The sequence below is a fragment of the Thiomonas sp. DCM-2 genome (assembly GCF_056820905.1).
In genome coordinates this window covers 2,891,564-2,918,490 of record NZ_CM165962.1, presented here as the reverse complement: position 1 = coordinate 2,918,490, position 26,927 = coordinate 2,891,564, and the positions used below count along the sequence as shown (strand labels likewise).

Annotated in this window: 17 protein-coding genes and 1 pseudogene; 14 read left to right on the top strand and 4 right to left on the bottom strand. The window is 57.2% G+C overall.

Going from position 1 to position 26,927, the window contains the following annotated elements:
• Positions 1–17: 17 nt before the first annotated feature.
• From AC1ZQA_RS14155 to AC1ZQA_RS14110, 10 genes are all read left to right on the top strand, one after another.
• Positions 18–935: a class I SAM-dependent methyltransferase gene (locus AC1ZQA_RS14155; protein WP_482677489.1), complete on the top strand. Its 918-nt coding sequence runs from the start codon at positions 18–20 to the stop codon at positions 933–935.
• Positions 916–4,014, top strand: a complete 3,099-nt coding sequence (locus AC1ZQA_RS14150) for an O-linked N-acetylglucosamine transferase family protein (protein WP_482677488.1) — start codon at positions 916–918, stop codon at positions 4,012–4,014. Before AC1ZQA_RS14155 ends, AC1ZQA_RS14150 begins: the two co-directional genes overlap by 20 nt.
• Before the next feature lie 363 nt (positions 4,015–4,377).
• On the top strand, positions 4,378–6,600 hold the full coding sequence (gene gspD / locus AC1ZQA_RS14145; RefSeq protein WP_482677487.1) for a type II secretion system secretin GspD: 2,223 nt from the start codon (positions 4,378–4,380) through the stop codon (positions 6,598–6,600).
• A 393-nt stretch (positions 6,601–6,993) separates the two neighbouring features.
• Complete coding sequence (locus AC1ZQA_RS14140; RefSeq protein ID WP_482677486.1) at positions 6,994–7,941, top strand: hypothetical protein; 948 nt, start codon at positions 6,994–6,996, stop codon at positions 7,939–7,941.
• Positions 7,942–8,089: 148 nt separating this feature from the next.
• Positions 8,090–9,850 carry a hypothetical protein gene (locus AC1ZQA_RS14135; protein WP_482677485.1) on the top strand — a complete coding sequence of 587 codons (1,761 nt, stop codon included), beginning with the start codon at positions 8,090–8,092 and terminating at the stop codon, positions 9,848–9,850.
• 63 nt (positions 9,851–9,913) lie between these two features.
• A complete protein-coding gene (locus AC1ZQA_RS14130) occupies positions 9,914–10,690 on the top strand; it encodes an ABC transporter permease (RefSeq protein WP_482677484.1) in 777 nt (258 codons plus the stop codon).
• A 71-nt stretch (positions 10,691–10,761) separates the two neighbouring features.
• Complete coding sequence (locus tag AC1ZQA_RS14125) at positions 10,762–12,024, top strand: ABC transporter ATP-binding protein (RefSeq protein WP_482677483.1); 1,263 nt, start codon at positions 10,762–10,764, stop codon at positions 12,022–12,024.
• Positions 12,025–12,073: 49 nt separating this feature from the next.
• Positions 12,074–13,447: a GNAT family N-acetyltransferase gene (locus AC1ZQA_RS14120; RefSeq protein ID WP_482677482.1), complete on the top strand. Its 1,374-nt coding sequence runs from the start codon at positions 12,074–12,076 to the stop codon at positions 13,445–13,447.
• A 9-nt stretch (positions 13,448–13,456) separates the two neighbouring features.
• Positions 13,457–14,614, top strand: a complete 1,158-nt coding sequence (locus tag AC1ZQA_RS14115) for a glycosyltransferase family 4 protein (RefSeq protein WP_482677481.1) — start codon at positions 13,457–13,459, stop codon at positions 14,612–14,614.
• Positions 14,607–15,293 (top strand): PIG-L deacetylase family protein, encoded by a 687-nt coding sequence (locus AC1ZQA_RS14110; RefSeq protein WP_482677480.1) that lies wholly within the window; start codon positions 14,607–14,609, stop codon positions 15,291–15,293. The genes AC1ZQA_RS14115 and AC1ZQA_RS14110 overlap by 8 nt, the downstream gene beginning before the upstream one ends.
• A gap of 37 nt (positions 15,294–15,330) precedes the next feature.
• Here the strand turns inward: AC1ZQA_RS14110 and AC1ZQA_RS14105 are convergent, their stop codons facing one another.
• Positions 15,331–19,248: a glycosyltransferase gene (locus AC1ZQA_RS14105; RefSeq protein ID WP_482677479.1), complete on the bottom strand. Its 3,918-nt coding sequence runs from the start codon at positions 19,246–19,248 to the stop codon at positions 15,331–15,333.
• 784 nt (positions 19,249–20,032) lie between these two features.
• Here AC1ZQA_RS14105 and AC1ZQA_RS14100 point away from each other — a divergent pair.
• Both AC1ZQA_RS14100 and AC1ZQA_RS14095 read left to right on the top strand, forming a co-directional pair.
• Entirely contained in the window at positions 20,033–20,992 is a 960-nt protein-coding gene (locus tag AC1ZQA_RS14100) for a glycosyltransferase family 2 protein (RefSeq protein ID WP_482677478.1), read from the top strand.
• Positions 20,993–21,091: 99 nt separating this feature from the next.
• Positions 21,092–21,901, top strand: coding sequence for a glycosyltransferase family 2 protein (locus tag AC1ZQA_RS14095; protein WP_482677477.1), 810 nt, complete (start codon positions 21,092–21,094; stop codon positions 21,899–21,901).
• Here the strand turns inward: AC1ZQA_RS14095 and AC1ZQA_RS14090 are convergent.
• Complete coding sequence (locus tag AC1ZQA_RS14090) at positions 21,886–23,472, bottom strand: DEAD/DEAH box helicase (protein WP_482677476.1); 1,587 nt, start codon at positions 23,470–23,472, stop codon at positions 21,886–21,888. The genes AC1ZQA_RS14095 and AC1ZQA_RS14090 overlap by 16 nt on opposite strands.
• 271 nt (positions 23,473–23,743) lie before the next feature.
• Between AC1ZQA_RS14090 and ettA the strand changes: the two genes are divergently transcribed.
• The gene (gene ettA, locus AC1ZQA_RS14085; protein ID WP_482677475.1) at positions 23,744–25,408 is read left to right on the top strand and encodes an energy-dependent translational throttle protein EttA; all 1,665 of its coding nucleotides are present in this window, start codon (positions 23,744–23,746) and stop codon (positions 25,406–25,408) included.
• Positions 25,409–25,420: 12 nt separating this feature from the next.
• A complete protein-coding gene (locus AC1ZQA_RS14080) occupies positions 25,421–25,771 on the top strand; it encodes a thioredoxin family protein (protein ID WP_482677474.1) in 351 nt (116 codons plus the stop codon).
• Positions 25,772–25,906: 135 nt separating this feature from the next.
• Here AC1ZQA_RS14080 and AC1ZQA_RS14075 read toward each other — a convergent pair whose 3' ends face one another.
• Both AC1ZQA_RS14075 and AC1ZQA_RS14070 read right to left on the bottom strand, forming a co-directional pair.
• Positions 25,907–26,176 carry an acylphosphatase gene (locus tag AC1ZQA_RS14075; RefSeq protein ID WP_482679338.1) on the bottom strand — a complete coding sequence of 90 codons (270 nt, stop codon included), beginning with the start codon at positions 26,174–26,176 and terminating at the stop codon, positions 25,907–25,909.
• Between the two features lie 33 nt (positions 26,177–26,209).
• Positions 26,210–26,893: pseudogene (locus tag AC1ZQA_RS14070) on the bottom strand (YggS family pyridoxal phosphate-dependent enzyme); the annotation flags it as partial.
• Positions 26,894–26,927: the final 34 nt, after the last annotated feature.

Here is a 26,927-nt window from a genome sequence, read left to right as displayed (position 1 = left end):
GCTTGAGGAATTCAGTTATGACACGGAATGATCGCATCACGCAATTTATCAATAAATCCCAACGTGGAATAGAAATTGCCCCATGGCACAGCCCGATTACACCAAAAAAAGCGGGATGGAACTGTCTGTCGCTCGACATATTCGACACTGAAACCTTGCGGTCGCGCTCGCAAAACGACCAAAACCTCGATCCCAAATTGGTTGCCAACATCGAGGCGGTCGACATCGTGGGCTCTGCCAGTGATTTGAAGGAACTCATTGCCACGACCGGAGAGCTTGGAAGATTTGATTACATCATTTCCAGCCATAATTTTGAACACCTGCCAAACCCGATCAAATTCCTGCAGGCATGCGGTAACGTGCTCAAGCCGGGTGGTATGCTTTCTATGGCAATTCCTGACCGTCGGGGGACGTTTGATTATTTTCGCCCTGTGACCGAACTGGCCGATTGGCTGCGTGCTTTTCAGCAAAACCAGCAGCGACCCGATCCCTATCAAATTTTCGCGCACAACGCTGCGAATGCACGTTACCAGGGAAATATCGTATTCCTGCAAAACATCGATCCGCGCGGGGCGCAAGCCAATACCAATTTGCGAAATCACTATGCCGAACTAACGCAAAATGGCAATGAATGGCAGGATCGTTATGCAGATGTGCATTGCAGTATTTTTGTTCCGGCATCGTTTTATTTGCTGATGATCGAATTGCAATATCTTGGATTGTCTCCTTTGGAAGTGGCCCAGATTGAGCCCACCGGGGGTGCGGAGTTTTTTGTGCACCTTAGAAATATTGGAAAGCAACTGCAGATCGATGAGGAAAAATTTCACCAATTGCGCCAGACCTTGATGCATGCCGTCATCGATGAGGTCGCTAGCAATTCCGGATATGCGTTCAGCCTGCGTCAGATCTTGGCCCATGAACAAAAGAAACATTGAGCTGATGGCGCCTGTGGCGAATTCGGCAAAGGCCAGGCTCGAAGGGCAGCTCGCCAAGGCCAAAGACGCATTGCGGCGAGGTCAGTACGACCTCGCGATTCGCGTGTGCAAAGCCCTGCTCAAGGAGGCGCCACAAGCCTTGGTGGTCATGGATCTCCTCGCACAGGCGTACATCCAAGGCCAACAACCGCGAGAGGCTTTGACGATTTTGCGGGCAATGTCCAGTTTGGCGCCGACCAATGCGCAAGTTTGGTTCAACCTGGGCAACCTGCAATTGCAACTGCGCCATCCGTTTGACGCCAAAAGCAATCTGGAGCGTGCATTACAAATTGATCCCTCCCTCTCGGTAGCGCGCAATAGTCTTGGCGTTCTCATGATGAACATGGGGCAGGACAAGCAGGCCGAGCAGATATTTCACGAAATTCTCCAACACCAGCCATCTGACTATTTTGCGCTGCGTAATCTGGGCGCCCTGAAGGCCAAGAATCAGGCTCTGGATGATGCCGTGTTGTTTTATGAGCGCGCGCTGTCGATTGCTGCAACGGGTCGCGCGCGGTACGAGCTTGCCGACGTCCTGTTCAAGCAGGACCCACAAGCGCACGCCGAACGAATCAAGCTGTTGCTGAAGCCAGCCTTGGCTGCCGAACCAGAATCAGAAGTCCTTATCGATCTGCTGGCGCGGGTCCATGCGGCGTGTCGGGAGGCGCAACAAGCTGACGACCTCTTCCAGCGTGGCATGCATCTCCCTGCCGTGTCTCCCGCATTTCAACTGCATTACGCCGATTTTCTTGCTGCAGAAAAACGTTATGCGGAAGCGGACGCTATTTACCGTCTGCTTGTCAAGCGTGAGCCCTCAAATTGGATTCCCTACGCCAATCGAGCAAATAACCTCAGCAAACAGGGCGACGTGTTTGCTGCCTTGCAACTCATCCAGACGGGGCTCAGAAAAGGGGTGGTCCAGGCTGCGCCGCTGAGATTGACCGAGGGCAATATGCTTCGGCGAACCGGCGACTTTGCCGGAGCCGAGGCGAGGTACATGGAAGGATTGCTCGAATCGCCCACAGAACCGGTTCTGCACAGCAACCTCTGGTTCCTGCGCGACGCCAATTGCTCTGGTGTTGATGAAGATAGCAACTCAACAGGCGAGCGCATCGACTACGGCGTCATGATGAGTTGGCATGGTGTGTTTAACCGCATCGCACCAAGCGGTGAGCCGCATCGCAGCGGCCCCTTGCGAATCGGCCTGGTCTCGGCGGATTTGCGGGATCACGTCGTCGGACATTTCCTGCGGGGCGTCCTCCGTGTGCTGCATGCGCAACACGCGCAGCGGCTCACGGTGCATGCCTTCGTCAACCATGATGCAGCCGACCCGATTGCACGCGATATTCAGAATCACTGTGCTTCCTGGCACAACATCAGCAAACATGACGATCTCACAGCCGCACAGCGCATTGCGCAGGAACGCATCGACATCCTGATCGACCTGGCTGGACATACGGCAGGCAATCGCCTGCCGCTGTTCACCTATCGCCCGGCGCCCATTCAGGTGAGTTGGTTGGGGTATTTCGCAACAACCGGGTTGTTCGAGATGGACTACCTGCTGACTGACCCATGGAGTCTGCCCAAAGGGCATCGGCAGTATTTCAGTGAAAGCCTGTGGCAGTTGCCGCACACCCGGTTGTGCTATTTCGAGCCGGACCTTCCTGTTCACGACACGCCGCTGCCAGCATTGGAAATCGGATACCTCACTTTCGGGTGCTTCAATCAGTCTTTCAAGCTGACGCCGGACACGCTGAATGCCTGGGCAGAAATTCTGCGCCGTGTACCTCGCAGCCGTCTTTATCTCAAGAATTCCGCCCTCGTCAGCGCGCAATACCGCGAACAACTGACGCGCCATTTCGCCCGCTTCGAGATCGACGCCGCACGCCTGCTGTTCGAGCCTGCCAGCTCCCATGCAGACTACCTCCAGTGTTTTGCCAAAGTAGACATTGCCCTCGACCCCTTTCCTTACACAGGAGGAGGCACTACGGTGGACAACCTGCGCAGCGGTGTGCCAGTGCTCACCCGCTATGGAGACAGTCTGATCAGCCGTCAAAGCTTTGGAATGCTGATGATGGTTGGCCTCGACGAATGGGTGGCAGCCGACTGGGCGCAATACATCGACCTTGCTGTGCGCTGGGCAACTGACTTGCCGAAGTTGTCTCATCTCAGGGCCGAACTGCGCATGCGAGTGCTTCAATCCCCGTTGTTCGATGCCGATGGCATGGCAGCGGATCTGGCGGATGCTTTCGAGGCGATGTGGGCGCACAGGGAGCAAGGCAAACAGCCGGACCCCTTGCAGAAATTCAGCACGGCCCTGCAGAACCGCTACATGCAAAGCGAGATCAGCAGCGCGCCGGTCTGGATCATTGCGGCAACACAGAAGACCGAGGAACAATTCTGGGAAAGCAGTGCTTTGGGCCGCTCCTTGAAGTGGCTGATGCCAATCGATGCCCGTCTGCATCCGCACATCTCCTACACAAATCGTCGCGGACTGCCGGAAATCTACAACGCCGCGATCGATGCCGCCCCGAGTGATGCGGTGCTGGTGTTCATGCATGACGACGTATGGATTGATCATCTCACAGGGTTTACCAAGGCGCTGGACGAGGGACTTCAGCGCTTCCAGGTGCTGGGCGTGGCGGGCAATCGCCGTCGGCAGGCGCATCAACCTGCCTGGGGGTTCATCAATCGGCATCTGCATCCAGAGGAGCCGCGCTTTGGATCGGGTGGGGTGGCGCACGGCAAGACTCCGGGGCAGGCGACCTGGAGCTACTTCGGCCCATCCCCGGCCGCCTGTGAACTTCTCGATGGGCTTTTTCTGGCTACCACCAAAGCCGCGCTGCAGGCCGGCCGGGTGCGCTTCGATACCCGCTTCATGTTCCACTTTTACGATCTGGATTTTTGCCGTAGCGCTCGCAAGGCGGGCATGAGCATGGGTACATGGCCCATCCGGCTCACCCATCAAAGCGCTGGCAACTATTTCAACCCGACCTGGTTGGAGCAGTCAGCGCAGTACTTCGAGAAGTGGAAGCATTGAGGGCTGCAGTTGCGCGCTGACCTGAGCACGCGGCGCATCAAATCGGGCTTTCTCGCGCACGCTTGCCCTTGCTTGTGGCCAGGGTTGCCTGGCTTCTGCAACGGCTTCACCGATAATGAAAGGTTGATGAAATAAAACATCGCCCTATTGTCGGCGAGGCTCTTCACGTGCCGATGTACGTTGATGAACTCTTTCTTTCCCTGAATCCCCTGCCCTGAACGGTCGCGCAGGGGACGTCACCCAGCAAGGAATGCACCAGAAATGAGCGCAAAACGCCAACACACCCTCCGTCCTCTCGCGGCACTCATCAGTGCCGCACTGTTATTGGGCGGTTGCGCCACGCCGCAGTCCGGGCAGCCCCTGATGCCCGATATCTCCTCTCTGCCCAGCCACTTCCCCGCGGCCAGTGCGCCGCTGACCGCCGCATCAGGCCCGGCAGCGCCCGCCAGCAGCGCCAGCGCGGCGCAAAAAAAGGCGGATGACGGCAAGTCGAAGTCATACCTCTATCCAGGCACCGGCAAATTCCTCAAGGAACCCAGCACAGGCCAGGCCACGCACACCACGGGAGCGGAAGGCACCACGCTTAACCTCGAAGGCGCCGACATCCGCGAGGTTGCCCACGTCATCCTGGGCGACATTCTCAAGGTCAACTACGTGGTCGATCCCCGCGTGCAGGGCAATATCACTATCCGCACCAGCAGCCCCATCCCCAAGGACGCCCTGGTCTCCACCCTCGACACCGCCCTGCGCATGAACGGTGCTGCGCTGGTGCACGACCCGCGCGAAAACCTCTACAAGGTCGTTCCGCTGTCTGTGGCCATCAAGGGCTCGGTCGATCCGCAGGTTGGTGGGGCCAACATCCCGCTGCGTCCCGGCTTCAGCGTGCTGGCGGTGCCGCTCAAATATATCGGTGCTGCCGACATGGCAAAAATCCTGCAGCCCCTCACCCCGGATGGCGGCATCGTCCGTGTGGACGCGGTGCGCAATCTGCTCATCCTGGCCGGTGGCCAGGGGGAACTGCGCCACATGCTCGACACCATCGACATGTTCGACGTCGACTGGATGGCCGGCATGTCGGTGGGCATCTACAAGCTGGCCAATATGGATGTCAAGAGCGCCGAACCTGCAGTGGAAAAGCTGTTTGGCGACAAGACCAACAGCCCACTCACCGGCCTGGTGCGCGTCATCCCGCTGGAGCAGCTCAACGCCTTCATGGTGGTCACCTCGCAACCCGAATACCTCGAAAAAGCCAAAACCTGGATCCAGCGCATCGACCAGGCCGGTTATGGCGGCACGCAACTTTTCGTCTATCCCGTCAAGAACGGCAATGCCACCAAGCTGGCCGCCGTGCTGAGCTCGCTTTACTCATCCAAAGCGCAAACTGCGTCGTCCAGCGCGGCCTCCGTTGCGCCGGGTCTCACCGGCAGCAGCATTTTTTCGAACACTACCACCGGTGGAGCCTCCTCGCCGCTCACCACCGGCGCGGCATCCACATCCACCACCACGCCCGGCCTGGGCACAGGGCTCACCATGCCGGGCTTCACCACGAGCAACGCCAGCCAGGACAGCGCCGTCACCACCGGCGGCGATCAGAACGTCACCCTCAAATCGGAGGGCGGTGTGAAGATCATTGCCGACAAGGACAACAACTCCCTGCTCATTCTCGCCACCGCGCAGGAGTACGAAAAAATCGAGGCCGCCCTGCGGCGCCTCGACACCAGCCCCCGCCAGGTGCTCATTCAGGTCACCATTGCCCAGATCACCCTCAACAACAACATGCAGTACGGGCTGGAGTGGTTTTTCAACAACAACGGCGGCACGGTCAACGGCCAGCTCGTGACCAATCTCGGGTCCACAGGAGGGTCCATCCCGTCCACCCCCACCTCTCTGGCAAACGGCTTTTCCGTCTACAAACTTGGCGCCGCCGGAGACATCCGTGTGCTGTTCAACGCCCTGGCGCAAGACTCCGATCTCAAGATCCTCTCCACCCCGCAGTTGATGGTGACAGACAACCAGACCGCGCAAATTCAGATTGGCGATCAGGTGCCCACCCTGGGCAACACCCAGACCACTTCCACCGGCACCATCACCAGCGTCAACTACATCAACACCGGCGTGCAGCTCACTGTTACACCACGCATCAATGCCGGCGGGCTGGTCTCCATGGACATTTCCCAGGCCGTCAGCACCCCCAGCGCCACCAGCACCTCGGCCATCAATTCGCCCACCGTCAGCCAGCGCTCCATACAGACCCATGTGGCGGTGCAGTCCGGCAAAACGCTGGTTCTGGGCGGCCTCATACAAGACCAGGATGGCGGGGGCAACACCGGCCTGCCCTACCTCTCCCGCATCCCTGTGCTGGGCGCGCTGTTCGGCACGCAGAGTGTCACCAAGGTGCGGAATGAGCTTGTCATCCTCATCACCCCGCGCGTCATCAACAACCCTGAAGAAGCAACCGACGTGACCCAGGAATACCGTCGGCGCGTGGACGAGCTCAGGCAACAGATCGAGGGCGCGAAACCCAAGATCGCAATCGATGGACAAGGCACCCAGCTCCATCCTGCCACTGTGGAAATGGGGCGTTAAAAAAAAACAACAATGCGCAGGAAATGCTGTGCAGAGAGAGCCGCCAAAGACGCGGCCCATGGGTATACTAATCAACGTTACAAAAGCTCGAGATAAAAACGGGCTGCTGCAACAGCTTGGCACAATGCTTGCTTTGTTGATGTGAGTGATCAACAGCAAGGGTGAGCAAATGGAGAAGGTTTTGGGTATTGGCGGCTTGCCGTCAATGCAGGTTGGAATGCGGCAGATCAATCGATCTCTCGCAACATTCTTCCAACAACCTGCCTGACCAACGCACAAACCCTTGACGATGATTCACTTTGGCATGCTAGTATTGATTTCAGCGCAGTGATCGCAACAACTTCGTCATCACCGCTATCTGTGTTTTTAACCCGTTCTGAAAGGAAGTTCTCAATGAACAACATCAAATTCAAGAAAAGCCTGATGGCCGCTGCTGCTGGTGCCGTGCTGGCCACTGTTGGCATGTCCGCCGCCAATGCAAACTCACTGCTGTTCCCGTACTGGACCACCAACAACGGTGCGCAAAGCGCTCTGTCGTTGACCACCGACGGCTCCCTGGGTACCGCCCGCAAGCTGCACTATGTGTACAACTACGGCCCGAGCTGCACCCACTACGATGCCTACGGCTCGATGACCGGTAACGACCTGTTGCAACAGTCGGTGGCTTCTCCTGCCGCTGGTGGATTTGGCAAGGCGGTCTCCACCGATGCATCCACTCCTGTCTACTTTCCGCTGGCCAACCAGACTGGTTTCCTGGTTGTGACCGATACGACCGCTTCTACGGCCGCTGCGATTGCTGGTGACATGGCCATCGTTGACCCCACCACGGGTTTGGTTGCGTCCTACGCAGCGACGAGCAACGGCCTGAACACTTCTGTCGCTGGTGCGGAAGGTAATTTCTCTGCGGTCACGCAAACCTCTTACTCGCTGAGCTTCTACCCGCAGCCTATCGTCCAAACGTCTTGGTACTCTATCATCATGGGTAACATGAACGCGGCCATTACCGGCGGCCGCAACTGGACAGCCACTGCAACGATCTCGAACTCCACCGGCGGTACTGGTGGCGTCTACAACAACGACGAGGCGTTCTTCTCTGGCACCAACAGCAAGACGCTGACCTGCGCTGGTTCGGTCGCCCCGACCGATCTGATGACCACTGCGCAAACGGCGGCTGTCGGAACGAATGGTGGCTTGATCCAGGCTGCATGGACCGGGGTGCCTACAAACGGGACCACCATCCTGGATACGACCACAGGTGTACTCATGTACAAGATGCAATTGGTTAATGCATCGGTTGGGGGCGTGTTTGGCGGCAAGCAGTTCATGTTCCAACAGCAGTAATCGATCTGGGCAGTTTTTGCCCGTTGCGTCTCAAAAGGCCCCGCTCCGGCGGGGCTTTTTGATTGGTATCGATATGCTTTTTGCGGTCGGATTGAACTCGTACCGGTAGGTTCAATCAGATTGCGTCTACGCTTTTCCCAGATTGCCCATGAATCTCCTGAGAACCCTCATCGCCCTGGTTGGTGCCTTGCTGTTGTCCTCCTGTGCCGACATGCAAGCGCATACCGCTGCCACCCCCATTCTCAAAATCACGGGTCTGGTGACGGGTGCGCCCGAAAGTATTCCGGCCATCCTCCGGCTGCCAGACGGAAAGCCTGTTGCACTTTATGAAAACAAGGACAACCGAATCGTGCTGCAGGTTGACGGAAAAACCACTCTGCTGGATGAGACGGCACCCTATAAAGGCGGAAATCAATTTCAGCTTCATCTGCATGACAACCATGTGTATGCAAGCTGGTGGTCTCACGAGGGCAACAAAAACCTGTACATCACGCGCGGCGATCAAGCCGCGCGCAACTTCGGCACAGTTTCGATCATCAACGATAATCACGGAGTCCTTCCGCCATATTCGCTGAGCTTTCTGAAGGATGATGTGATTGGCGCCACGTACTCCGATGAGCGTCAGCCCAAGTATGAGGTGTATTTCAACCGCTCGCTTGACGGCGGCCGCACATGGCCCCGGCCCGACGTCCGAATCGATGAGCCGCCCGCAAGTCCCCAGCAGAGTTTCGCTCTGGAACCCCGCACATTGCAAATTGGGCAGACTTTGATCACTGTTTGGGACGACACGATTCCCATCTTTTCAGGAGTCAATGTTTATCGCTTGCTTGAACGGACCTCCGATGATGCAGGGAAAACTTGGGGCCCGGTCAAAGAGCTCTACCGCTCACAGAATCAGATTAGTGCACTTCAGGCGACGTCCGTTGGGGAAAAAATCGCTCTGGTTTTTGATGATTACCAACATGGGCTGAAGACCGTTGTTTCCCACGACAAGGGGCAAAATTGGCTGCCTGTCTCCACATTGGAGGGCAGCACCCAGATGACGAACAGTGGCATCAATCTAAGTTCTGCAGACGGACATGTTTATGTCATCTGGAGCTCTCAGACACAGACCAAAAAACCGGACATTCTTTTTGGCAGAATTGATTTGAACGCGGGCAAGTGGACCGGTGGTGCCAAGAGACTTGACATTAAAAAATATGACAACACACAGTCGTTCTTGCCGACTATTTATGCATTTGAAAAGGGCGATGTCGTTGCTGCGTGGGTTGACTATCGCGATATCCGTCCGAATATCTACTTGAGCCTCTCGACTGATCAGGGAAAAAACTGGAGTGAACCAGCGCCGCTTGGAGTGCCCGGTGACGAGAATCTCACTTTGCCAGTTCTCATGAACTGGGGGGGCGATTTGGCATTAAGCTATGAATCTTACCCAACTGGGCAGCCAGCCAATGGAGAATATCGTCTGGTGAATCTCGGTGTCAAACCGGACTCAAAGGAGTTGCCGGTGTATGCGAAGTTCAAGCTGTTCACCCCGGAAGAGAAGGAAAAAATGCTTTTGGATCGTGTAAATAGCCTTTGGGCATTGCGCATGCATTCCAAATACGATGATACATATGGTTATTTTGACTTCGCCATGCGTGCATTCATGCCGAAAAAAGATTTTCTTGAAAAATCAGGATTGATTAACTACTATAAATATGAATTAGTTAGCCATTCAATAGATGGAAACGTCGCCACGGTTGATCAGAAAATCACCTATGACAGTAAGCCCTTCCCTCTGCCGAATGGGCAAATGACGCAAGTAAAAAAAGTAACCGTGGATGTGAAGAATACATGGGTATGGGTCGGTGATAATTGGTATCTCGTGTACGCTCCGTCCTTTGGACGACCGCTATTGACTTACTGATAGTGCAGCGTATATCAAAAATAAGCGCGTCAGCCTCGCTAATGTTTTCTCAAGCGTTTCCGGGTGAACTCTTTGCGTAAGTTTTTTGGGAATACGCGTCGCCAGGATCTGATCTGGTTGCTTGTTCAGCGTGACGTGAAGGCCAGAACGTCTGGCACAATCCTGGGTGGGTTCTGGATGTTTGCTCAACCTGCCCTGCAGGTTGCCGCGCTGTGGTTCTTGCTTGATGTCGTGCTCAAGGTGCGCTTTCCCGGCTTGGATGGGGGCTTTGTCGGCTATTACCTAACAGGAATGTTGCCTTGGCTGATGTTGAGCGAGGTCATTCAACGAAGCTTGGGCGTGATGACAGAATATGCAGCCCTCTACCAGAGGGCTGTTTTTCCTCTGATCATCATCCCGTTCATTCCGCTTTTAGTCACAGGAGCAATTTATACGGCAATCTTTATTGTTGTCGCCTCGTTGATTGCTGGAGGCATGGCAGCTTTGGGTGCGCTGACCTTTATGCTTGGTCTCATGTTATGGATTTTACCTTTTTGTTACCTTTTCGCGGTCCTGGGGCTGTTTGTACGTGACTTGCAGCAGTTGGCCCCTTTCGTGCTGACCATGTTGATGTATGTCACCCCAATCCTTTATCTGCCCTCTGCATTCCCTGAAAACCTGAGGTGGTGGCTTCAGGTTAATCCGTTCGCACATCTGATGGTGTTGGCGCATGCCTTGGTTCAAGGGCAAGCATGGACGTGGAACAGCGTGGCGATGCCGGGCATCCTCTGGCTTGGCGTTCTTTGGCCTTCGTTTGCCGTGTTTCGTCGCGCACAACCGCACATGCGCGAAGCATTGTGATCTTTGGTGTTTTCAGATGATCTTGACGAAGTTTGACCCCTTTCAATTCCGTTGTCTGGGGACGTGAGCCCATGATCGCCGTCCATTTGCAAGGGGTCAGCAAGACTTACAGCGTGTATAGGCATGGAGTCGATCGCTTATTAGAGGTGGCGACTGGTCGGAAACGGCACAGTGAGTTTTTCGCGTTGCACGCGCTAGACCTCACGATTGAAAAAGGTGAGGTGCTTGGGCTTGTGGGGATGAATGGTGCCGGGAAGAGTACATTATTGAAGTTGCTGGCGCGGACATTGGTTCCCACCACAGGCACGCTTGAAGTTCAGGGGCGTGTTTCTGCGCTTTTGGAACTGGGTACGGGTTTTCACCCTGAAATGACGGGTCGGGACAATGTGTATCTATCGGCAGCTGTATTGGGTATAGAGCGGGCGCAGATTGATGCACTGTATGAAGAGATTGTGGAGTTCTCCGGCTTGCGAGATTTCATGGAGCAGCCGGTCAAAACCTACTCTTCGGGTATGTTCGTGCGGTTGGCGTTTGCGGTTGCGACCAGCGTTGACCCGGATGTGCTGATTGTCGATGAGGCTTTGTCAGTTGGTGATGGCGCCTTTGCGCGCAAGTCTTTTGACCGCATCATGGGATTTAAGAAGGCGGGTAAAACCATACTGTTTTGCTCACATTCGCTGTATCAAGTTGAAGCCATTTGCACGCGTGTGATTTGGGTGCACCAGGGCCGCATCATGATGGATGGCGATCCAGCGCAGGTTGTCGCAGCGTATAACGGGTTTTTGAGCAGTCAGGATCGGCAGCCTGGTGTATCGGCAGTCGAGATGTCGCAAGTCAACGATGCCCCGGTGCTGATCCCAGTTGGCCACGCCAGGTTGACAAAGGTGACTGTCTCCGCCGATGGACAGAGCGGAAAGCAATTGCAGTTGCGTTCTCGATTGACGGATTTGCGCATAGAAGGATGCTTTTCTTCTGACCCTGCCTTGCCGCCTCCCACTTTGGCTTTCGCTATTACCGGTTCAGATGGCAGATGGATCTGTAGTGCGGGCAGCCTGAACGATGGAGTTGACATCCGACGGGATGCGATGGGGCACGGCCAGGCGGTGCTGACATTTCCCCGACTTCCCTTGCTCAAGGGAGAGTATTGGGTGCAGGCCTTTTTGCTCAGTGAGGACGGCGTGCATGTCTACGATCAAGCCAATGATGTGGCGGAACTCCATGTCACACAAACAGGCCTCGAGCAAGGTATCGTTGCAATGCCGCATCAATGGATAACGGACGAGACCCGTGGCACTGAGGATCTGCACGAGGGTGTGTTGTCGCATGTCGGATGAGCCGATCGACAAAATGTATGCCCCTGGCAATGGAACGACGAGTCAATCGATGGACCTACAGAAGGGCTTGTCGCTGTTGCCAAGAGCTCCAGCTACGCTGCTGTTTTGGTCGCCAGAACCTGTGAACGCTGCAGCGGAATTGCAGGCTGAAGGTTATTTGGTTGGTGTCGGCGCCACGCGGGAACTTTGCGCTGCTGGGCGTCATGCGCGTCTGGGCTGGGATTTCTCGCGTGCGAGCATGGCCCCTGCTCATGCCGTCTGGCTTGCGAATCTGACTCCCGAGGCAAACGCCCTGGCTTGTTTGCAAACCGCGCTGGATTCTCTGGCACCTGAGGGCATGGTGCTGTTGAGCTTTGCCGAGGTGGAGAACCTCCGGCTTCCAAAGTGGCGGCAATACTGGATCAGCATTGCGCAGCGCCTTGGGTTGAACTTGCAGCATGATGCAGGCGAGCTGAAAGGCCTAGTGCGCATGGAGCGAAAGCCGAGATGGCAAATCCGGCTGGCGGCGCAGCAGGACATGCCGCAAATTCAATCATTGTTCCGCGCGGTATTTGGACACGAACTGAGCGAATCAGCCTGGGCCTGGAAGTATGCACAGGGCCGAGGAAATGCCATTCTGGCCTACCAAGAAGGGCAGTTGGTTGCGCACTACGGTGCCATGTACCGCGACATCTTGCTCGATGGTCAGCACAATTGGGCGCTTCAGGTGGTCGATGTCATGGTGCATCCAGGACATCGCGCGGTCATGACCAAGCAAGGGGCTTTTTTTCTCATGACAGCTACTTGGGACGAAGTGTACGGCCCGCTGGCGTTCGGCTTTCCGACAGTGCGCAGCATGCAGCTCGGGCAGCGCCTGGGCATCTATGCCGATGCGGGTGCCATCGTCGAATTGCGTTGGCCCCCGGGTCCAAGACGCCCACACCTGAGAACCCATCTTGTCGCAGTCGATCTCCAAAACCCTGTGCATCGAAAAAAAGTCGAGGCGTTGTGGAGCTCGATGTTGGAGGATCTGCGCGATCGTGCAGTTGGCGAGCGGGGGGCAGACTGGCTCGCCCATCGCTTTGCAGGACATCCAAACCAACGTTATGAGATTCTTGCGGTGAGTGGCAGACTTGGCGGTGCTTGGGACGGGGTGATCGTCTGGCGTGAGTCGGGTGAGCGAATCGAGGTGCTCGACGTCATCGGGCCGGCTCGAAAGTTGTCAGCATTGTTCAGACAGGCACAGCGTGTTTGCGCTCTGCGTGGCTTAAAGGAGGTGTATTTTTGGATCGCAGAGGCAAGTGCAGATCGGGTCTGCAGTCAGGAAGCAACTCGGCATGAAACGACTATGCACATCCCTACTGACCGCTGGACCGGAGCGCCGCTGGCTCAACGCTTGATTGATCGTTGGTGGCTGACTGGTGGAGACACGGATTTTCGTTGACGGGGAACAATGCAATTACTTATCGTCACGCGGGAGAGGCAGGGAGACTTTCGTTTCGGCCTTGGCAAGGCGGTACGTCGCATCGCTGCGGAGCTGCGTAGCAGAGGGCATTCGGTAGATTTAATCAGCGTTGCAGAGTGGACCACGATGGACTCGGTTCGACATCAGCGTGCAACGCATGTCTTGCAACGTATGACGGCACCAGAGCCGCTGGCCAGCGCCTTGGCTGAACGCTGGGTGCAAGCGCGGCGCACGCGCAAGCTTCTACAAAAAAAAACCTATACCCATTTATGGTTCCAAGATCCCTGGCTGGCAATCGCTTTTTTGTTTTTGAGGCCGTTTAACCAAGTTTCCCGTTCGGTGCGTTGGGGATTGTCGGAACATGGGTATGGCACGTTTGCGCATGCTGTCATGCTTGACGGACTGGTCCTGCCGCAGATCTGGCGTCGTCTCTTGCTCTGGCTTGAGTCATTGTGCTTGCGGAGCGCAGATTTTGTGTTGCTGCCAACTTTGGCGGTCGATTTTCAGTTGCGGGATGAACTGAAATTCGAGAAGACACCTGGGAATTGGACAGTCCTCGGATACGGGCGTCCGATGGAATTGCCGATGTCGCGATCGCAGGCGCGAAATGTTCTGGGATGGGACGAAGCGAGCTTCTATGCTCTAGTGCTCGGGCGCACGGCGCCTGTCAAACGAATCGATGTCATTTTGAACGCCTGCCTAGTTGCGCAGAGCAAGGGGGTTGAGGTGCATCTGGTCATTGTCGGCGGTGGTCTTAATGCCGCTCTGCGAGCTCTTGCCGATAGTCTACGGATTCAGCCAATTTGCGTCCAAGTTGACGATCCGTCCCCATTTCTCGCGGCTGCCGATGTCTATCTGAGCGCATGCGCCGTAGAGTCTTTTGGATTGGCAAATCTGGAGGCGATCGCCGCTGGCCTACCCAGTGTCGTGGCACGCGGCGGAGGGGCATCTGAGGTATTGGCCGACGGGGCCTGGTTGATTGAGCCAACACCAGAGAACTTTGCGCAGGCGTTGAACCATCTTGTCAATCAACCAGCTCTCAGGGCGCATTGGGCGAAGGCCGCGTCCGATCGTACGGCGAAAATTCCCACCTGGAAGCAACTCGTGCCTCAATACGAGGGCACTATCGTTGGCGACCATGGCTAGATCACTTCCTCCGCAACCGTTTCCACTTGAGACATTCGAGCGGGCACTGGTATTCGTTCCTCATCCTGATGATGAAGCTTTGGGATGTGGAGGCTTGCTGCGCCGCTTGGTGGATTGCGGGAAAAGAGTCGAGGTCGTGCTCGTGAGCGACGGCAGTGGGGGACCAGACCACCCGACAAATCTGACAGCAGAACGCCTTCCCGAGTTTGCTCTTTCGCTTCGAATTCTTGGTATCGAAACGCACGAGGCGTGGATGTTGCCAGATGGTTGTCTTGATCAGGTGCCCGATCTGAATGAACGCATCGACAAGCGAATCGAAGTGTCACCTGCTGATCTGATCATCGCGCCATGGCAGGCCGATTTGCACCCAGATCACGCGGCCGTCGGTGCTGGGGTTGCAGTTAGCCCCGCAGCAGCAAGACGCACGGTCGCGTGGTTCGAAGTATGGTCACCGTTGCCCGCGAGTCACCTTCTGGACATCACCGATGTGATGGAAACCAAGATGCGAGCATTAAACGCCCATGCCACCCCTCTGCGTTTTGGGAACTATTTGCAAGCCATGATGGGGCTGTCCGCATATCGTAGTATCAGTCTGCCCTTCAGAGGCACGCAGAGTTATGCAGAGGCCTACTTACTAAGACATCCTGTAACTATCAATAATGAAAAAATTACTGGATAGCCGCGGTTTCACGCTGATTTTGACGAACATAATTGTTCTATTCCGGGGCAATTTTCAGTGCGTGGTCGCGCCCTACCCAAAATCCATCGCTCAATATTAGTCGGTAGAGGCGCTCCGGCAAGCGTACTCCCAGGGAATCGAGCCAGTTCACTAGGGGCAAAAGCGGCGGGACGATGATTCGCGCCATGCATTTCCAGAGCTTGGGCCGATCGGCCGGTGGCATGAGTGGATCGTGGACTAGGTCTGGATGGAGTGCGTACATGGTCCCGATGGCGTTTCCCACCTTTATTTGGCGGCGGTAAAAGTCACGCAAGACCATCGGATGGCAGTGGTGTACTCGTGCTTGCGCGTTGTAGATAATGCGGACGCCCCGGCGACTCAGCCGTAAGCCAAGGTCGATATCCTCCCAGCCATAGGTGCGAAAATTCGGATCGAAGGGCTGCGCACCCAAAATTTCACGCGGTAACGAAACGTTGGAGGTATAGAAGCAGGTGTAAGGCACATCGCTGCCATCACGCATGTAGCGATAGCCGAACTGATGGCCTCCCTCATTCACATATTCGAGAAACGGGGTCACCTTCATCCCTTCGCGATCCCACTGTGTGTAACCTACAACCGCACAGGGCATACCGACTTCGCGATGCTTAAATACATGCCGCTCGACGAAATCGGGCTCGGGAATGGTATCGTCGCCAATGAAAAGAACCAAATCTCCTCGAGCGTATTGCAGGCCTTGGTTCCGTGCAACGCCTTGGCCAGTATTGGCCTGAGTGAAAATCTGTAACTGCATGCGAATACCGTGATCCCGCTTCCAAGCTTGCAGGTTTTCCCAGGTTCCATCGTCAGAGCCATCGTCGACTAGCACGACGTCAAAGTCCTGCCAAGTCTGGCGCTTAAGCGCCTCCAGCGTGCGAACTAGTACGGGCCAACGCTTGTAGGTCGTAATGAGGACGGTGACTGAGTGTGGGGAGTGTCCATCGGGGGACTCGATGGCATCAAAAGCGATCTGGTGCACAAAGGCGCCAAGGCGACGCATGTCGCCGTTTTGAAAGACCCTATGGGAGGACCACGAGGGGACATCAAGCACCAAATCCAGCATGCCCTGCGGCCCTGCCTGCACTGGTATGTCGAACTGCTGCCAGAAGCTAAGCGGCTCCAGCGGGACAACGACTCGACGTCCGTTGCATGAGATAGTGAACGCTCGTTGCGCGCAGAGCTGGTTTGGGACATGCAGCTTGATCACGAGTTTCCCCACTGCCCCAGCGGCAACTTTGAGTCGCGCAAATCCTCGTCCGGTCGTGGCCCGAACATCCAGCCCGGCGACCACTTCTGGTGCATACCAGCCCGGGCCCAATCGTCCAAGGCCAGAAGACCTGCCGGGCCAGAGAAGTGGATTCTCAAGCAGAGGTTCGGATCTCGCTGCGTCTGATGCCACCGATAAATCTGGCTGGGGTGGAACATGGAGCGAGATTAGTCCGCGCTGGATCAGTTCCTGATCCGATATTCGTCGATCACGCTGAATGTTTTTTCTCGCTCGCCATGTGCTCGGTGCGTGCCGAAGATTCCAAGACAAAACCGCCCAGGCGAAATCTACATGCCCACCGCGCAGCCATCCGCGGAACAACCGGTACGTCGCACCCAGCGCACGGCGAAAATCGTAATTTTTCCAAAGTGTGCGCAGGTTGTGGCGATTGCCCATTACATGGCGCCATGCACTCCCCTGTTCGACTCCAGTCGTGCCCCCGAATGCATGAAATACTACCGAGCGAGGGCACATCACGACCTTCTGCCCTTTCAACCAATAGCGCCAGCCGAGATCCACATCCTCGTGGTACATGAACATGGTGGGGTCAAACCCTCCCATTGCGATGAATTCATGCTTACGGACCAGCATGGCAGCGCCCGACGGAAACAGGACCTCCGTAGGCCGTCCGTCCGCGTCGGATTCCGACTCAACATACGGAAACCCGGCGTCGATGTCATAACCAAACCCCTCGCGTGACATGCCTCCCCCTCGCGCGTTCAGCAGTTCAGGGCGCGCCAGCAGGCGAAGCTGCGAGCAGGTCGCCCCCACCTCGGGATGCAGAAGCAAAGGCTGAATCAAGTGGATGAGCCAATCGGGCGTGACGACGGTGTCACTATTGAGCAGTGCAACATAGCCTGCGTCGGAAGCTTGTATGCCAATCAAGTTGCCATGCCCGAAACCGTGATTCCGCTGTTCGGCGATGACTTTCACCTGGGGCCAGTTGGCAAGCAGCCATACAACGCTGTTGTCCTTAGAAGCATTGTCAACGACGATTACGTCGAATCTGACATGCCGCGTAGTCATTAGCGATGGGATAAGTTTCTCGAGGTGGTGCCTACCGTTGTAATTCACCACGATGACTGCTACGCGCAAAGCCTGCTCTGCAGCATGCAAAGGAGAAAGACGGAGTTCGTGAAGCTTCAGTTGCAATAGCTCTCGCTGTGCGAGTTCCACTTCTCGCATCTGACGGACGGCCTCCGAGGCTTCCAAGCGGATAGCGCGGGGAATGAGTTTCTCCTTGACGGCGATATGGGCGTTTGCCAGCAACGAAGCCTCGCCGCAGCGCAAGTGTTTGGCATAGATTCTCGTCAAGCCACTGATCTGTTGTGTGACACCTCCTTTGCCGCTGGCAAAAGTACTGTTGAAACTGCGGTACTCAGCGACGAGTTGGTCGACAAACTCGAATGGGCATTTCTCGGCTAGACGGAGGTAGAGATCCCAATCCTCGAAACACTCCAAAGATTCATCCAGCCCGCCGATTGACAGCAGCGCCTGACGCGGCATCAGAGAACCAATGAATGGGATTTGGTTTTCGAATGCCATCAGTGCGGCATCGTAGGGTGCGCCGAAACGGCGTAGGAGCCGCCGATTCGGCCCCCGGTATTCCACAAGGTCTACTTTGCCGAAGTACACCGCGCCAGGATCCTGCGCTGCAGAAACAAGTGCGTCAATTCCGCCTGGCAGATAGACATCATCATCGTCGAGTATGGCAATCCAATTACCGGTTGCCTGACGAATCCCGATATTGGCGGCTGCGGCTCGCCCTACCGATTCCGTATGTTCGATCAGCGATGTGCATAACCGACCTTTGAACTGCCCGACGACATTTTCGACAGGGACACCCCCATCGTTGATTACGATCACTTCAAGCCCATTCGTGCGCTGGGATTCCAGACTTTCTAGAGCTTCGCGCAAAAGTTCTGGCCGGTTTCGCGTTCGGATGACCACGCTCACCGTATTTCTATCGCTACCGCTGGTGCCGTCGTAAAGAACTTGTGGGGCGGACAGGGCTGAAGACGAAAGGTGCCGAAACTCTAATGGCGAACTCTGTGCTGCGAAATGGTCCATCGCCCAAAAGCCCTCAGCGGCTGTAGCCCCTGAAACGTGGGAGGCATGAGCATGTAGCCGCTTCAAGAGGGTCGACCAATCAAACTCTGGGCACTGACGACAATAGACGTCAAGGATGTCGAGGTTGCTGGAAACGTCGAGGTAGCGGTTACAAGAGCCATCGCTGGAATCGATATAAGCCCACAGCGCTCCTTCATAGCCCGCGTCGCGAAGTGCGAACTCCACCTCTTTGGCAAACACACGGTCAGCGTCAACCGTTGAGAGGAGCGAGGGGGCGAAGATTGTTGCTGGTCCAATCTCTGCAAGCCACTGCGAAATTTGTGCCTGCGCGCTGCACGATGCGGTTGATTCCGTCAGATATTCCCGTCGTATTTCCGGGAGGAACCTATTCGGCTCCAATTCGGCTGAGGGCGTCAATGCACTGTAGACAATGCCGACATCCAACCCTGCCATCCGCGCCCGAGCAAGGCTCGCACCCATGGCGATTAGCTCGTCCCCAGATTTACGAACAAAAACCAACCATGGACCCGGGGGCAGCGGGGCGACTGAGATGGGATGCTCCGTGGAGTAGTTTTTTTTCATTTAAAGCAAACATCCAAGTTTTTTTCTAGCGCGAAGCGCGACACTCGCGGTGCGCGGACTAACAGAGGCAAGCGCCCGTTCAGCGTGTCCCTCAAGCGGGTGTTGAGAAGGTCGGCGATGGTGTCGAGATCCGCATGGGAGTGGACAGGTCAGGTCAGTGACTTTGGAGTGGTATTGACGCTGCAGGCAGTTGGGGCTCTCGCAGTTCCCGCACTACCCGGAGAGAAAGCGATCGAAGAAGCACAGTTGCACGCCTATTGCGGCGGTGAATTCAGCATGACGGTTCATCTCGCACCCTTGGTCATCGGTTTTGGTTTGGCGCAACGGGGCGAACAAGGAATATAACTTCGCCCGTGAAGGCAGCCAAGGCTGATGCTACGCTGGTCACTTGAAACTTCCAAAAATTGACGCGCACTCACTCTTTGGATTGAAGTTAACGGTACGCGATTCTTATCATTCACGGCACCTTACCGTATGGCAAGGCGACACAACCCAGATTTTAGGGGTATTCGGTCCTTTTATTTTTTTCAATATGCTCTAGCCACCGCCAGAGCAAAACAGAAAAGAGATATATTTTCATCGAGAAAGACTTCCGCCGCGACGCCCCAAAGAGGGCGGCGAAATTTCTGGGCGCGCGGGACTGCGAGAGGAGCGTTCGTGGAACTGTTGAACGCCACAGGCGATTTCGGTATGAGCTGAATTGGAGGCAGTCAAAAATGACGCAAGGTTGGCACCAGACATGGCAAGGCTTATGAGGGGAGCACCGACGAGGAAGAGGGAGCCGATGAGTGCAGCGCGGTTAGGTCGATCAGTTGCAAAAAAATGTTTAGATGTGGATCAGCCGTGTGTGATCGCAGTCGCCGTCACTTACCAGCCAGATCTCGCTTTATTTCGCCAGGCTGCAAGGGCATGTCGGAATCAGGTCGCGCGCTTTTTTGTAATGGATAACGGATCATCAGAGCACTGCCTGAGCGCACTGGCGGAACTTTGTGAAGATGAAGGGTGCGAATTCGTGCCTCTCGCGGCTAATCTGGGAATAGCAGCGGCACAAAACAAAGGCATAACCTTGGCGAGAGATGCCGGTGCAACCCATGTTTTGCTGCTTGATCAAGACAGTGTGGCGGCGACTGATATGGTGAACCGTATGATGGATGTGCTTAGCGTGTCAATACTGGCTGGACTGCGTGTGGCGGCGGTCGGACCAAGACTGGTCGACCGCCGCACGGGTAAGAGCACGCCATTTGTTCGTATCGGCTTGTTTGGAGTGAATCGATTTGTATGTTCAAAAGAGACTGGTGCTGCGCTTGAGACAGACTTTCTGGTCGCTTCAGGGTCGATTACTCCAATCAATGTTTTCGAAAAAGTTGGAATGATGGAGGAGGGATTATTTATCGATAATGTCGACTTGGAGTGGTGTTTCCGTGCGCGACATAATGGATTTGTTCTGCTAGGGGCATGCGAGGCCGTGCTTGAGCACACAGTGGGTGATCAAGTTTTGCAACTAGCGGGGAAGACTCTGTATCGACATGGCCCACTGCGTCAGTACTACATCATGCGCAATCGCATTTTGCTTTATCGCAGATCTTACAGTCCCTGGGGTTGGGTGTTACAAGATTCTTTGCGCATGCTAGCAAAGGTGGCTTTGTTCTGTTTTATATATTCGCCACGAATTCAGAACATGCGCATGATGGCGCGCGGCCTCCTCGACGGCTTGCGTGGGCGCACGGGGCAGTTTCCAAGCTGATCTTTGCATTTCAGGCTTTTGGACGTTGCACTTCACTCTTGAAATCGTTTTTGTTTGGTGTGGCGTTTTATTTTTACAATAAAATTTTAACTAGTTGAAATGATTTCCGGAAAATCTCTAGATCATAGCTCTAATCGCAGAATTTCTGGAAAAGTCACTGTTTCTGTGGTCTCGCATGGGCAAGAGCGGCTGTTGAGTCTTCTTTTGGATGATCTAATGGAGCATGCCTCTCAATTGGTCCATCGTGTTGTGGTGACTCATAATTTGCCGTCAAATGGCGTTTTATGCCATGCGGGCGTTGCAGCTGACTTTTTCTGTCAGATTTATAATAAAAAACCTAAAGGATTTGGAGAAAATCATAACGCGGCTTTTCTTCACTGTGATACGGAGTGGTATGCGGTTGTTAATCCAGATATTCGCTTAAGCTCCGATATTTTTCGGGAGTTAATTGAAAAAGCGATGCCAGATGATGTCATCTTGGGTCCTGCGTTATTTGACCCAGAACGCAATGCGACTGCGAAAAATCGCGGGCTGTTGACGTTGTTTGAGATTCTTTTTAGAAAATTTTCAAGTATAAATCTTAATGAAGATATCGTATGGCTTCCTGGCGCATTTTTATTGATCCGGTCGAAAGCTTTTTTTCAGGTGGGGGGGTTTGATGAAAGATTTTTTTTGTATGTCGAGGATTTTGATCTTTCGGCGCGCATGAGACTGGCCGGAGGTAATCTACGATTCGTGCCAGAAACGCGGGTGACTCACGCAGCACAACGGGGTAGCCACTCGAAGTGGCGCTATCTGCGATGGCATGCAATGAGTCTTTTGCGATTATGGATGAGTCCGAGCTTTTGGAATTATCGCGCCTTGTTGCAAACGCAAGCAACAAGACGCACAAATCACCGCCCGCGCTGACCGCCACCCGAGCGGCGTTGGCCGAAGCTGTTGCCGTTCGACGAGGCTGAGCGTACTCCGCCACCGGCAGCGGCAGGCCGATGGCCTCGGCCCTGACCATTGCGCATGTGCGGGGGCAGATCGAGTTCCACCCACGGGGTGCTTTGCCAGGAGTCGGCGCGGCGTTCCGGCGGCAGGGTGCCTGCGGATGTCGAAGCACCAGCCGGTTTGTTGCCGTTGCCCGATTGACGCTGGCCTTGCGGTTTAGCGCTGGCGGGCGCCTGGGAGCGGCCCTGTCCGGAACCGTTGCGGCCTGCGCCGCGATTGCCGCCATTGCCGCCGCCTGGTCCATTGCGACGCTGGCCTTGACCGGCGCCGCCTGCGCCACGGCGTTCGCCGCCGTGCAGCACGGTGCGGCCCATGACGATGGGTTGCGCCTTGGCGTTGGGGTCGGGCTCGAAGCCGGGGATCACTTGCTGGGTGATGGGGTTGCGCACCAGTTTTTCGATGTCGCGCAGGAAGCCGAGTTCGTCCACGCAGACCAGCGAGATGGCTTGCCCATTGCTGCCGGCGCGGCCAGTGCGGCCGATGCGGTGCACATAGTCTTCAGGGATGTTGGGCAGTTCGTAGTTCACGACCACCGGCAACTGGTCGATGTCGATGCCGCGCGCGGCGATGTCGGTGGCGACCAGCACCTGCAGCTTGCCGCTCTTGAAGTCGGCCAGGGCGCGCAGGCGGGCGGATTGAGTTTTGTTGCCGTGGAAGCCGGTGGCGACGATGCCGTCCTTGTCGAGTTGTTCGGCCAGGCGGTTGGCGCCGTGCTTGGTGCGGGTGAATACCAGGGTCTGCGGCCAGTTGCGCTCGCGGATGAGGTGGACCAGCATGTCGCGCTTGCGCTCGCGGTCGACCGGGAACACGATCTGTTCGACCAGATCGGCGGTGGCGTTCTGCCGGGCCACGGAGACTTGCTGCGGGTTGACCAGGAAGTCACCCGCCAGGCGCTTGATGTCCTCGGAGAAGGTGGCGGAGAACAGCAGGTTCTGGCGCTGCTTGGGCAGCAGGGCGACGATGCGGCGCATGTCGTGCACGAAACCCATGTCGAGCATGCGGTCGGCTTCGTCGAGCACCAGCATCTGCACGGCCGACAGGTCGATATTGCGCTGCCCTTGATGGTCGAGCAGACGGCCCGGCGTGGCCACCACGATGTCCATGCCGCGCGCCAGTGCGTTGATCTGCGGCTGCATGCCGACACCGCCATACATGGCCATGCTGTGCAGCTTGAGATGGCGTCCGTAGGCGGCGAGGTTTTCATGCACCTGCGCCGCAAGTTCGCGCGTGGGGGTGAGGATCAGGGCACGGGGAATGACCTTGCCCTTGGCGTTGCGGGCGGGCTCGCCGCCGCTCAGACGCTGCAGCATGGGCAGGGTAAAGCCCGCGGTCTTGCCGGTGCCGGTTTGCGCGGCGGCCAGCAGGTCATGGCCTGCAAGGACCACCGGAATGGCCTGTTGTTGAATCGGAGTGGGCACGGTGTAGCCTTGCTCGGCAACAGCGCGCACGAGGGGCGGGGTCAAGCCCAGATCTTGAAAAGACATGTGAAAAGCTTTCGGGGGCAGTGTGTGAACTGCTCCAGGACTCTGCCACCACGCTTGAAGAAGCGCGCCAGTCTGCAACAGATGGAGTGGGCCGAGAGGCTCGGCAGGAGTCAAAAGTGACTGCGGCTGGGAGACTGGACATGGCCGCTGACCGCTATGTTAATGGAATTCATGCTGCTGCGCGTCATCGCCAACTTCTTGCAGCGACAATAGCGGCTTGCCCCAGGGAATGCGGGCGTGCAGCTTCACCACATACAGGTCTGAAATCCAGATGGCTCAATACGTTTTCACCATGAACCGGGTCGGCAAGATCGTGCCGCCCAAGCGTCAGATTCTCAAGGACGTTTCGCTGAGTTTTTTCCCGGGCGCCAAGATCGGCGTGCTCGGCCTGAACGGTTCGGGCAAGTCGACCCTGCTCAAGATCATGGCTGGGGTGGACAAGGACATCGAAGGCGAGGCCGTGCCGATGGCGGGACTGCGCATCGGCTACCTGCCGCAGGAGCCGCAGCTCGACCCCAAGCAGACGGTGCGCGAGGCGGTGGAAGAAGGACTGGGCGGGGTTCTTGCGGCGAAGAAGCGTCTTGAGGAGGTGTATGTCGAATACGGCAATGCCGATGCCGATTTCGACAAGCTGGCCGAGGAGCAGGCGCAGCTCGAAGCCATCATCGCCGCAGGCGAGGGCGACAATACCGATCTGCAGATGGAAGTGGCCGCCGATGCGCTGCGCCTGCCGCCATGGGAGGCGCTTGTCGGGCCGCTGTCGGGCGGTGAAAAACGCCGCGTGGCGCTGTGCCGTCTGCTGCTGTCCAAGCCCGACATGCTGCTGCTCGATGAGCCGACCAACCACCTCGACGCCGAGAGCGTGGACTGGCTGGAGCAGTTTCTGCACCGCTTTCCCGGCACCGTGGTGGCCGTGACCCACGATCGCTATTTCCTCGACAACGCCGCCGAGTGGATTCTCGAACTCGACCGGGGGTCGGGCATTCCGTTCAAGGGCAACTACAGCAGCTGGCTGGAGCAGAAGGAGGCGCGGCTGGAGCAGGAGTCGCGCAGCGAGGCGTCTCACCTCAAGACCATGAAGCAGGAGCTCGAATGGGTGCGGCAGAACCCCAAGGGCCGTCAGGCCAAGAGCAAGGCGCGCATGGCCCGGTTCGAGGAGCTGTCGAGCATCGAATACCAGAAGCGCAACGAGACCAACGAGATTTTCATTCCCGTGGCCGATCGCCTGGGCAATGAAGTCATCGAGTTCAAGAATGTGCGCAAGGCGCATGGCGACCGCCTGCTGATCGACGACCTGAGCTTCAAGCTGCCGCCCGGAGCCATTGTGGGCGTCATCGGCCCCAACGGCGCGGGCAAGTCCACACTGTTCCGCATGATCGCGGGCAAGGACAAGCCCGACGCGGGCGAGATCGTCATCGGCCCGACGGTCAAGCTGGTCTATGAGGACCAGAGCCGCGATGCACTGCCCGATGACAAGACGGTGTGGGAGGCGATTTCCGACGGGCTGGACATGCTCAACGTGGGCAAGTTCCAGGTGCCGTCACGTGCCTATTGCGGGCGGTTCAATTTCAAGGGCGGCGATCAGCAGAAGATCGTCGGCAACCTCTCCGGCGGCGAACGCGGACGGCTGCATCTGGCCAAGACCCTGATTTCCGGCGGCAATGTGCTGCTGCTCGACGAACCAAGCAACGACCTCGACGTGGAAACCCTGCGGGCGCTCGAAGACGCGCTGCTCGAGTTCGCCGGCTGCATCATGGTGTCGAGCCACGACCGCTGGTTCCTCGACCGCATCGCCACCCACATCCTCGCGGCCGAGGGCGATTCGCAGTGGACCTTCTTCTCCGGCAACTATCAGGAATACGAGGCCGACAAGAAGCGCCGCCTGGGCGAGGAAGGTGCGCGGCCGCACCGCCTGCGTTTCAAGGCGCTGCGCTGAGCCGGAGTGCGCATGGAACCGCTGCGCGTGGCCTGTCTGTGCGCGCAGTGGTGCGGCGTCTGCCGCGACTGGCAGCCGCAGTTCGCCACGCTGGCCGGGCAATTGCCCGCTGCGCAACTGCTCTGGGTAGATGTAGAGGACGCTGCCGATCTGCTGGGGGGCTACGAGCCGGAGAATTTTCCTGTGCTCGCAGTGCAGCGCGGCGCCGATCTGCTGTATTGCGCCACCTTGCCGCAGCAGGCGGCAGTTTGGCGCCGATTGATCGAGGAATTGGCCGGGCTGGACGCAAACACTGCGCGGCAACAGGCGGCGCGGCTGGCCGCGCAGGCAGTGCCACTGCCCGATCTGCGAAAACTGGTTTGATCCCTCTCCCAGCCTCCTCCCAACCTTCCCCACAAGTGGGGGAGGGGATCGCGCGGCGCCGGAAGAAGGGCTTGCTTGCTCCCTCCCCACGCGTGGGGAGGGTTGGGGTGGGGCGGCGGGGGTGGATCGGCGGCTTTACCCGGCCCGAAACCCATCCCCGCATGCATCGCACGTCGCGTCCTCGGCGTGCACGGAATCGACGCGGCTGGCGGGCGAGCCTTGCCAGAGCCATTGCTGCAGGGCGCCAAGGGCATCGGGCGCGCCGCAGGCGAGAACTTCGACCGTGCTGTCTGCGCGGTTGAGCGCGTGACCACGCAAACCCAGGCGCAGCGCTTCGGCCTGGACATGGGCGCGATAGCCGACACCCTGCACCTTGCCAGCGATGCGAAAGCGGCGACAGACCATCCCATGCGCACCAAGGCGCGGCTTGACAGCGGTGCGTGGGCCGAACAGCGCCGACCCCACGCGCACGATGGTGGCGCCCTCGAGCACGGCAGCCTCGAGATCGGCGCTCATGCCCATCGACAGGGTGTCGAGCGTCAGCCCGTGCTCGGCAGCGACGGTGTCTCGCAGGGCCCGCAACCGGGCGAAGGGCGCGCGCTGCGCGTCCAGACCTTCGCGCGGCGCCGGGATGCACATCAGCCCGCGCAGCCGCAGGTTGGGCAATGCGGCCACGGCCGCGGCAAGCGCGCCGACGTCTTCCGGGGACACGCCGCTCTTGGTGGCCTCAAAGTCCACATTCACCTGAATGCAGACCTGCAGCGGCGGCAACTGCGGCGGTCGCTGATCGCTCAGGCGCTGCGCGATCTTCAGTCGCTCGACGCTGTGCACCCAGTCGAACTGCGCGGCAACCTCGCGCGTCTTGTTGCTTTGCAGCGGCCCGATGAAATGCCACTGCAGCGCAGGCCAGTCCGCGCGCAAGGCGGCGATCTTGTCCAGCGCCTCCTGCACATAGTTCTCGCCGAAGGCCGTCTGCCCGAGCGCCGCGAGCTGCGCCACGTCCTGCGCAGGAAAGGTCTTGGACACGGCCAGCAGGGTGACGGACTGCGGATCGCGGCCCGCAGACTGCGCGGCCTGCGCGATGCGCTGGCGCACTGTGGCGAGGGGGTGGCTCTGTGACATGGTGAAGAATCGGGGGATCGATACAACAAATCCG